The 2,386-nt window shown below is 36.8% G+C and carries 2 pseudogenes; one reads left to right on the top strand and one right to left on the bottom strand.

Annotated features, from left to right (window positions below):
* Positions 1 to 64: 64 nt before the first annotated feature.
* Positions 65 to 1,908, top strand: a pseudogene (locus CXF78_RS20460) (putative bifunctional diguanylate cyclase/phosphodiesterase).
* A 190-nt stretch (positions 1,909 to 2,098) separates the two neighbouring features.
* Here CXF78_RS20460 and CXF78_RS20455 read toward each other — a convergent pair.
* Positions 2,099 to 2,386 (bottom strand): annotated as a pseudogene (locus tag CXF78_RS20455) (DNA-binding transcriptional regulator); the annotation flags it as partial.

The following is a 2,386-nucleotide window of genomic DNA, read 5'->3' as shown; positions in this document are numbered from 1 at the left end:
CCAAAGCGAACTTTGTGAGTTAGAAGTTCGTTTAAAACACAAAAGCGGTCATTATGTTTGGGTATTGTCTACAGGTAAAGCTATTGCATGGGATGTTGAAGGCAAACCGACACGAATGATTGGCATGCACCAAGAAATAACCTTTCGTAAGAGGCAGGAAGAACTACTTGCAACCACAACCGAGTTATTGAGAGAATCTCAAGAGATAGGCAAGCTAGGTGGCTGGCAACTCAACTTGCATAACGGTGACTTGATTTGGACAGATGAAACTTACCGAATTTATGAAACAACTCCGCAAGAATATATTCCTACCGTTGAAATGGGGGTAAGTTATTTATTACCCGATTCCAAAAAATTATTCCAAGAAGCGCTTGATGCTGCTATTCAACTTGGCGAAGAGTATGACTTAGAGCTTGAAACTTATACCACCAAAGGACAAAAGATTGACGTTAGAACGACCTGTCATGTTACATATGTCGATGGTGTTGCTGAAAAATTAAGTGGTATATTTCAAGACATTACCGACGAAAAAAATAATCAACGCAAACTTGAAAAAAGTAATCAGGTATTAAAAGAAGTAAATGAGAAGTTAAAGTTTGCAGCGAATTATGATCCACTTACACATTTGCCAAACAGAAATTTGTTAGCTGATCGAATGCAGCAAGCGCTTATCAAAGCGCAGCGTAATAGCAAACAAATAGCTATAGCCTTCCTAGACTTGGATGGCTTTAAAGAGGTAAATGATGCTTACGGTCATGATATAGGAGATGAGTTCCTTTGCCTTGTTGCAAATAGGTTTAAAACTGCAATACGAGAGGATGATACTCTTGCCAGGTTTGGTGGCGATGAGTTTGTTTTGATTCTTGATGATTTAGACAGTCATCATCAAGCAACAGAAATATTACAGCGAATACTTTCTTCAATTACAGAAATATTTATTATTGAAAATAAGCGCCTTTCTATAACTGTGAGTATTGGAGTGACGTTTTTCCCGCAGGATAATAGTCACGCAGATATACTTATTCGTCATGCTGATCAGGCTATGTATAGGGCTAAAGAGCAGGGAAAGAATTGCATTCATGAATTTGACTTTGAAAATGATGTAGCGATAAAACTCCAGTATCGAGAGTTAGAATACATAATCAATGGATTTAATAACAATGAGTTTTTGTTATTCTACCAACCAAAAATCAATATGGAAAGTAATGAAATCATAGGCTTAGAGGCCCTTATTCGTTGGCAACATCCGACAGAAGGTCTTTTGTCACCATTTCGCTTTTTGCCCTACATTGAAGAAGAACCTCTAGCAATTGAGTTAGGTAAATGGGTAATTGACCAAGCAATAAAGCAGCATAATGAATGGCGACGCTTAGGAATAGTTATACCTATCAGTGTCAATGTCAGTCCATTACAACTTCAGCATGAAGATTTCATTAAACAATTAAATGAAATCTTATTTCTCAACACTAGTTTTCAAGCGGGTCAGCTTGAATTTGAAATTTTAGAATCCAGTATTATTAAAGATACTCAGCACATCGCTGAGGTTATTAATCAATGTAAACAGTTAGGGATACGTTTTCGTTAGATGATTTTGTTACGGGGTTTTCATCTTTAAGCTATTTGAGAAAGTTAAAGACTGATGTTATAAAAATAGATCAATCTTTTGTCATTGACATGTTAGATGATATGGATGATCAAGCCATTGTAAAAAGTGTCATTGAATTATCGAAGACCTTCGGTCGTTCTGTGATAGCAGAGGGGGTTGAAACCCAAGAGCATGGTCGGCAATTACTTAAAATGGGATGTCAATTAGCACAAGGTTTCGGTATAGCAAGACCAATGCCAGCAAGTTCAATCCCTGAGTGGATTAATTTATGGAATGCGTCTCCTCCTTGGATTTGTAAATGAGCGTTATGAGTTAGTCTTTAGTGTATGTTGATCTTTGTGTGAAAGCATATGAAAGCTATTTTTCAACAACTGTAACCGTCATCAGCGCTTATAAAGTAGTAGGTTATCGATCTCATGTGTTCACCTAAAGTCATGTACGAGATAAGAATATCAACTCTATTTAGGTGGCCAAAATAACTATGCCACTACACTAACGCAAGTAGGTATTGTTAAGGTCTCGATATAAGGCTTTTATCGCATCTCTTAACCATTTTATTTTTGGATTTTGATTGTTTCGTTTATGCCAAATCATGGTGAAGGGGATCATTAGTTTATCTTGTAATGCTTTATCTACTGGAATAGGTAAACACACTAAATCTGGGTGTATATTACGACAATAGTGCTGACAATATTGTGGTGCAGTGGTAATCATGTTGTGACCAGACTGAGCTGTCATAAACAAAGATTGTTCGAACGTGGCCATGGTTAATTCAATATT

This window comes from Shewanella sp. 11B5 (assembly GCF_002836795.1).
Classification (GTDB): Bacteria; Pseudomonadota; Gammaproteobacteria; order Enterobacterales; family Shewanellaceae; genus Shewanella; species Shewanella frigidimarina.
Note: the sequence above shows the minus strand (reverse complement) of the source record. Positions and strands in the feature narration are given on the sequence as shown.